General features: G+C 41.7%; 7 protein-coding genes. 2 read left to right on the top strand and 5 right to left on the bottom strand.

Annotated elements, in window-relative coordinates:
• The first annotated feature begins 122 nt into the window (after positions 1 to 122).
• On the top strand, positions 123 to 353 hold the full coding sequence (locus A1232T_RS12035) for a hypothetical protein (RefSeq protein ID WP_077449639.1): 231 nt from the start codon (positions 123 to 125) through the stop codon (positions 351 to 353).
• A gap of 30 nt (positions 354 to 383) precedes the next feature.
• Here A1232T_RS12035 and A1232T_RS12040 read toward each other — a convergent pair whose 3' ends face one another.
• The 4 genes from A1232T_RS12040 to A1232T_RS12055 form a co-directional block, all read right to left on the bottom strand.
• Positions 384 to 1,739, bottom strand: a complete 1,356-nt coding sequence (locus A1232T_RS12040) for a serine hydrolase domain-containing protein (protein ID WP_077449640.1) — start codon at positions 1,737 to 1,739, stop codon at positions 384 to 386.
• A 101-nt stretch (positions 1,740 to 1,840) separates the two neighbouring features.
• Complete coding sequence (locus tag A1232T_RS12045) at positions 1,841 to 2,353, bottom strand: protein tyrosine phosphatase family protein (RefSeq protein WP_077449641.1); 513 nt, start codon at positions 2,351 to 2,353, stop codon at positions 1,841 to 1,843.
• Between the two features lie 103 nt (positions 2,354 to 2,456).
• Positions 2,457 to 3,356: a MaoC family dehydratase gene (locus A1232T_RS12050; RefSeq protein ID WP_077449642.1), complete on the bottom strand. Its 900-nt coding sequence runs from the start codon at positions 3,354 to 3,356 to the stop codon at positions 2,457 to 2,459.
• 150 nt (positions 3,357 to 3,506) lie between these two features.
• Positions 3,507 to 4,907 carry a 3-oxoacyl-ACP reductase gene (locus A1232T_RS12055; protein WP_077449643.1) on the bottom strand — a complete coding sequence of 467 codons (1,401 nt, stop codon included), beginning with the start codon at positions 4,905 to 4,907 and terminating at the stop codon, positions 3,507 to 3,509.
• Positions 4,908 to 5,730: 823 nt separating this feature from the next.
• Here A1232T_RS12055 and A1232T_RS12060 point away from each other — a divergent pair.
• Positions 5,731 to 7,578 (top strand): acetyl-CoA C-acetyltransferase, encoded by a 1,848-nt coding sequence (locus A1232T_RS12060; protein ID WP_244152464.1) that lies wholly within the window; start codon positions 5,731 to 5,733, stop codon positions 7,576 to 7,578.
• 92 nt (positions 7,579 to 7,670) lie between these two features.
• On the opposite strand, the gene A1232T_RS14640 is transcribed toward A1232T_RS12060, so the two are convergent.
• Positions 7,671 to 7,736, bottom strand: a 66-nt coding sequence (locus tag A1232T_RS14640; protein WP_143513983.1) for an IS3 family transposase, incomplete at its 5' end; no start/stop codon positions are given.

Raw genomic sequence — 7,736 nt, forward strand, 5'->3', positions numbered from 1 at the left:
AGCGGTTAGCGCAATAAATATGACGTTCTCTAGTGGATGATAGAGGTTTTTGTTTTGGCGTCTTGGGTCATTGAGTTTGGCAAAGAACTCTCTTGGATCATTGAGCATAATAGCTACCTCTTATGGATCGGTTGCTATATTTTACTCCTTCTTTGACTTTTTGTAGTGCGATTGCCCTGATACGAGGTATAGGCACATTTTACTATTTGGCTTACGCGCTAAATAAGGGCGTTTTTGATCCCACTGAGGCCAGCGACTTATGGATTATTTGTTCTATTGTAGTGATTGGCTCAATCTTCATCCATGGCGTCACCGCGCCGCTATTAATGAAGCTGTCTACTGGAACAAAGTAACTTGAAGCTGTGAGTGAATAAAATCATCAACTATTGTTGTTGATCAAGCCATTGCAAAATAGTCTCGGTAATCGCAAACTGGCGAATATCGGTACTCATGACCACATCGTAGTTATGCACAAATGCCACAGCAAGCTCTCGCTCAAAATCACACCAAGCCACTGAACCATTATAGCCCATATGGCCAAAGGCAGAGCTTAGCTCCTCACTGCTATAATAACGACTAAAAACTCTATGATAACCCAGACGCCACTGCATGCTGTGAGGATCAGCTGCGGGCATAATGGCATCTGGACCTTTAACATTAATTTGCGATAATTGCTGAAATACTTGCTCAGAGATGAGCTGTTTGCCTTGCCAGCTTCCTTTATTGGCAAGCATGGCATACATCTTAGCCAATGCATCAGCTGAAGCCACATTATTTGCTGCAGGTATTTTTGCCATCAATGCGTCGGCAGTATAGTAATTAAAGCCTGAGCGTCCAGCAGGGACCAAAGCATACTTAAAGTCCTGCATTTGGATGCTACTCATATCAAAATATAAATTGGCAATATCTAAGGTATTTAAAACCGCTCCATCACTATCTTTGTCTTGCTGCTTATAAGCACTCTGCCAGCACGGGTAAGCCGTCATATTTTGATAGATTTGCAAAGTTTGTTCATTATCAGAGCGTAGTTTGGGCTTAGCACTTCTTTTTTTAGGGGCAGAAAGATCAGACTGTGGTTGCTCTTTTACACCAATAAAAGTTTCGAAATCTTCAAAGTTCTTAGTGAGCGTGGCCACATCCGCCAGTTTTTGTTGAGGAACCCCAAAATAAAGACTGCCCTCAATACCTAGCGGTTTTGCCAAATATTCATTGATAACTTCATTTAATGTTTGATTGGTTACCTTCTCTATCAAACCTCCCAATACCCAGCCGGAGACCAGAGCACTATAAGCACTTGTCGCCTGCTCATTGGCTGGGACTCTAGAGCTCATGGCTTCAACTCGACTCAACATCTGTTGCCAATCAACCATATCTTCCGCGGTATCGGTAACTGACTGAATATTAAATAGCCCTGCTTGATGGGTTAGCACTTGGCGTAAAGTAATGTCCTGCTTGCCATTTGCTGCAAACTCTGGCCAATAATGTGCCAACCGTTGGTCATAGTCCAATAAGCCATTAGACACTAGGATATGAATCAGCGTTACCAATACCCCTTTTCCAGTAGAAAAGTTCAGCGATAAAGTATCTTTGTCCCATGGGGTGTCAGGTACGGCGTAGCCAGCATTGGCTTGTGCAATCAACTCCCCCTTATGATAAACCACCACAGAGCCACCTGCTGGTGCGTCCTCTAATTGTAAATCTCTCATAAGCTGGGTTAATTGTGCTTGCAGATTATCCATAGGCTAACTCTAAAAATTAAATATTAAAAAACAAAGATGAGCAGGCTATAAAGTGTCCATTTATCAAATGATAGCCAGCCTATTATTAATAAGACCCGTTATTAGCGCGGCACCAATAAACGCATGCGCACTTCTTCTTCCAGACCGGTTAGGCCATGCTGCTTACCACGCTCCATAGCTGTGTCCATTTTACGACCACGCAGCCAGCCTGCACGCAAGGCCATACAAGCCCCTACTCGGTTACCTGAGCCACAATGAAGCAATGTTTTTTTGCCATGATGTGCACGTAAGGCCTTATCAAACTCTAATAGGTTGACCTGCTTTAGATCATCCGCTCCTGAAATGGGTAAATGAGTATAATGAATACCGGCCGCTTCTACTGCAGACTTCTCATCAAAGCTTAGCTCAGAGTCAGGCTGAAGATTGATGATATGTTCAATACCCGCCTCCGCAATTTTTGCAAGCTTCTCTGGAGACAGCTTACCTGTAACTACAGTATTAGCATCTGGAAACTTAGCATTGTCTAATATTTGCTCTAACGACTCCTGCAATGATGCTGCTTCTTGTTCCTGAGTTTCAGTGTGCTCGGCTGTTGTTGTAACCTCATTGGCCATATTGTTTCCCTTATAAACGTAATAAATTCAGCTAAAGCCCTAAGCCTTAGCTGAATCCTAATAAACATAACAATGATAGTTTATCTTGCTAACGTTTTAAAGCTTACAGTTTTTTGATAGTGCCTGCTAGGTGCGGCTTATCATTTTTTGCACTATATAGATCAAACTCTACTGTGCCATCTTTTTGTAACTTAGCTAAGTTATCACCAATTAGCTCAACCTCTGAAGGTAACAAAATGGGTAATTTGAAAGCCACATCAACGGTATAAGCTTCTGGTAAATCCATTACGCTTAAGCACTTAGCTTTTGACCACATACCATGAGCAATGGCTTTTGGGAAACCAAAGGCTTTAGCAGTTACTGCGTGAATATGGATTAAGTTAAAATCACCTGAGATTTTGGCATAACGACGTCCAATATCTTCTGGTACTGCAAAGATACTGTGTAAATCATCTTTGGTCGCATCAGGCTTTTGATTAACTGTTTTTGGCTTGCTGTCTCTGCTACCTGAGCTCTCTGTTTTTTGACGAGATAAATAGGTTGAAGTACCTTCCCAAACCAAATCTTCGCCACTATAAACTTCGGTCACAAAGTCAAACTGTTTGCCTTTGTCATGATCACGAAGGTTGGCAAAGCTAACGCGCATAGACACCACTTCTGAGTCAGCAATACGGCGATGCTGCGTCACAGAGTTAGCAACGTGTACTAAGCCTAGCATGGCAAATGGGAAAGCCTCATCAACCATCATATTCATCTGTAAAGACTGAGACAATACGGCAAAGTAAGTTGGTGGAATCTGACCGTTATCCGCAAAACCACAAATACGGCGATAGTCTTGCAGGTTAGTCTTATTAACTTTTAATTCATTTACTGAGTATGTGGCTTCAGGTAATACGTTCTTTTTACCTTTTTTCTTACCACCAACGATAGGTAGTAATGATTTAATGACTTTCGGATAGGTTTGGCGGGCTTCAGGTAAGCTCTTAAAGTCACGAATGGTCATAATTAGTCCTTATTATTAATGCATAGGTTATGGCAAATTATTATAAAAAGAGCCATCATAATGATGGCCCCTTTACTGCAAATATCGCAGAGATAGCAAATGGCTTACATGCTACTACCAATGGCTATCTTATAAGCTTGATAAAGCAGATTAAGCGCCTAATAAGCTTTGACCACAAACGCGTACGATATTGCCGTTAACACCACTTGAAGCTGGCGTTGCTAACCAAGCTGTTGCTTCAGCAACGTCGATTGGTAGACCACCTTGGCTCATAGAGTTCATACGACGACCCGCTTCACGAATGGCTAATGGAATAGCGGCAGTCATTTGTGTCTCGATGAAGCCTGGAGCAACTGCGTTAATGGTAATGCCTTTGCCTTCTTCTTTTAGCTTCTTAGCAGTCGCCTGAACCAGACCAATAACCCCTGCTTTCGAAGTAGCATAGTTAGTCTGACCTAGGTTACCAGCGATACCTGAAATTGAAGACACACAAACGATACGGGCATCGTCATTTAGCACGTCATTTTCAAACAGGTAGTCGTTAATGGCTGCGATACTTTGTAAGTTAATATCGATAACCATATTCCACTGGTTTTCATCCATCTTAGCTAGTGTTTTATCACGAGTCACACCTGCGTTATGCACGATACCATCTAAGCCATTGCGTTTGGCAGCAGCTTCAGCAATTTTCTGACCCGCATCTTCAGCAGTGATATCTAGAGCAAGCGTAGAGCCGCCGATTTCACCAGCTACTTTTTGTAGGTCTGCTTGCTGCTGTGGAATATCTAAACAAATCACATGAGCGCCATCGCGAGCCAATACGCGTGCCATTGACTCACCAATACCACGGCTAGCACCAGTTACTAGAACTGTTTTACCTGCAAAAGGCTTAGACCAATCTAGCTCTTGTACCTTGCCTTTACCAATGCGCACTACTTGACCTGAAACGTAAGCTGAGCGAGCAGAGATGAAGAAACGTAAGGTTGAGTCGATATTAGCTTCTGCATCTTTACTTACATAAAGCAGCTGCGAGGTAATACCGTTTTTGAACTCTTTACCCACAGACTTCACAAAACCTTCAAGGGCTCTTTGTGCTAAGGCTTCACCAATAGACTCACACTCTTCTGGTGGACGACCAACGATGATTACGCGACCAGACTTCTCAACTTGACGAGCAACTGGATGGAAGAAGTCATACATCTCTTTTAGGTCAGGAGCATAACGGATGTTACTGGCATCAAAGATAAGTACTTTGTACTTTTCACTATTGTCTTCACTGCCTTTGGCCTCAACACCAGCACCCGTTAAAGCAGCTTTATTAGCATCATCGCCAGCCACATAAACTTCAGCATGAAGCTTATTTAATACTGTAGCAATGGCTTCACTTACGCTGCTATCTTCCCCTGCAGCTGAACCAAATAACACGCTACCGCGAACGACTTTCTCGCCCGCTTCAAAGCGATCTAATTTAGTAGGTAGAGGTAACCCTAGGTTTTTTGCAACTTTTTTACCTAGTGGTGACTGAACAAACTCTCCGTAGCGATCTGACATGAAATCTCCTAGTTATATTACCGATCGGTTTTAGTTATGAAAAACTACGCGAAATAGTTTCGCAACTTTATGCAGCCAACTAACTTGGCTAATTTTGTAAACATGGCAACACATGTTTAGGGTTTTAATTGGGTGAAAATATTTGGGCTGTAGTTTATTTAACCCCTATATTTTCAATTTAAATGAAGCATATTAAATAAAAAACTACGACTGCCCAGTTCATAGTCTAAAGCTCAAAGCCTCTAGCAAAGTTACTTAATAAAGGTTATTAGGCCAACCAATAACTACAAAACTAAGTAAAAATGCTCAATAAAAAAATAATCTTATAAAAAACAATAGCTTAAATTCTAAAAAATAATTAAAGCTTGAGGCTTTACCATAACTTCATTTTCTTTATGTTAAACCAGACACCCTATCTTTGTTAAGAAAGCTCATTTTTTTGCTTATCTTAGCAACACTTGGTTCACACTGTTAACGACATCCTATCAATCTACAACGAGATAAGATTGCCAATTATTGATGATGTGATAAAATTAACCTAATGTTATGAGTCAGTCCAGTAACGATAACATTATATTATTATAGAACAACATTTAGCACAATGCTTTAGTAACAATGTTAAAATTGTCTCTAATCACTCAGTTAATGTTTTCTTATGGTCTAAATATTAATAAGGGCTTTCCTTATTTAGTGACAAACGCCCGTACAAGACTTTAATTGGACTTCCAGTTTTAACAACGAGCCTCCCTTAACTAACCTCTTACAACTTTTTAAGAATAAAACTAAGTGGCTTTTTTTAAGTTATGAGTTATAAGGATATTAAATGAGCAATTCAAATTCGAAGAACAAGCAATCTAATGCCAAGTCAGCAGTGACTTCAACTGTGGTAAATAAAGCAGGCCAATCGTTATTAGATGAAAATGCAGCCTCTACAGACAACGCCAAGCAAGCAGATTCCTCAGTAGACTTCTCTAACCTGCAAAATGAAGTGGCTTCTTCTTCAAAATCAGAAGAAGATGCTGTGAGTAGCAAAGACAGAGCGGCTAAACAAAAAATTATCGAAGAAACTAAAGCCCAGGCTGCACAAGAAAAAGAAGAACAAGACGCTTCTGATTCAGAAGCTGAGCAGACTGAAGCGGCTGCTAAAGACGCTAAAAAACCACAGAAAGCTCAAGAAAACAGTAAAGAGCAAACCAAAGAAAAAGCTTCTACCAAGCAAGAAACCCCTAAGAAGGAAGCTGCTAAACCAGAAGCTACTAAGCAAGAAGATAAGTCAGCCAAAAAAGAGGAAAAAAAGCCGTCTAAAGCTGATGAGTCTAAAAAAGATTCTACTGACAAACCCACAAACAATAAGGAAAAATCAATGTCTGATGCTTCAAAAACCTCAGCCCTTCCCCGTCGTGTCGCCATTTTAGGTGGTAACCGTATTCCATTTGCACGTTCAAATGGCCCATACTCTGATGCCAGCAACATTGACATGTTGAGTGCTGCTCTTAACGGTCTAGTTGAGCGTTATGAACTTCAAGGTGAGCGTGTTGGTGAAGTAGTTGCAGGTGCCGTTCTAAAGCTAAGCCGTGACTTAAACTTAACTCGTGAGTCTGCTCTAAATACAGCTCTTGATCCACAAACGCCAGCTTATGACGTATCACAAGCTTGTGGTACTGGTCTTCAAGCGACTTTTGCAGCCAGCAACAAAATTGCTTTAGGTATTATTGATTCTGCTATCACTGGTGGTGTTGATACTACTTCTGATGCTCCTATCGCTGTGGGTGATGGCCTACGTAAAGCCCTAATTAAACTAGGCGCTGCCAAAACCAACAAACAACGCTTAGCTGCCTTAACCAGCATCAACCCTAAAGAGCTTATCGATGCCCCACAAAATGGTGAGCCACGCACTGGTTTATCAATGGGTGAGCACCAAGCTATTACTGCACTAGAGTGGAACATCTCTCGTGAAGCTCAAGACGAGCTAGCGGTTAACAGTCATCACAACCTAGCCCGTGCTTATGAAGAAGGCTTCTTCGATGACCTAATCACTCCATACAAAGGTCTGACTCGTGACAACAACTTACGTCCAGATTCTTCACTAGAGAAACTAGCTACTTTGAAGCCTGTGTTCGGTAAGCGTAACGCTAACCCAACTATGACTGCTGCTAACTCTACCCCTCTAACTGACGGTGCTTCTTGTGTACTACTAGGTACTGATGAGTGGGCTGAAGCTCATGGTCTAAAACCACTGGCTTACATTGTGCATCAAGAAACTGCGGCAGTAGACTTCGTAGGTAAGAGCGGTCCTAAAGAAGGTCTATTAATGGCACCTGCTTATGCTGTACCTCGTATGCTTGAGCGTGCTGGCCTAACTCTTCAAGACTTCGACTTCTACGAAATCCACGAAGCGTTCGCCTCACAAGTTCTATCAACTTTAGCTGCTTGGGAAGATGAGACTTTCTGTAAAGAGCGTCTAGGTCTAGATAAAGCTTTAGGTTCTATCGATCGTAGCAAGCTAAACGTTAACGGTTCATCACTAGCGGCAGGTCACCCATTTGCTGCAACAGGTGGTCGTATCTTAGCTACTGCTGCTAAACTTCTAGATCAAAAAGGCTCAGGCCGCGCCCTAATCTCTATCTGTGCTGCAGGTGGCCAAGGCGTAACTTGTATCCTAGAAAAATAAGCTGAGTCTTAATTGATTAAAGACAAATTGCTTAAATAAAAAAAGAGTCCAAATTCGTTATGAACTGACCCCCAAATGTTGGACGGTTTAGTTTAGATCAAGGACTGAGTTCTGTATTGCACAGGACTCAGTCCTTTTAGTTTAAGTTGAATACGTTC

The organism is Psychrobacter pasteurii (assembly GCF_900162815.1).
In the GTDB taxonomy this organism is placed as follows: Bacteria; Pseudomonadota; Gammaproteobacteria; order Pseudomonadales; family Moraxellaceae; genus Psychrobacter; species Psychrobacter pasteurii.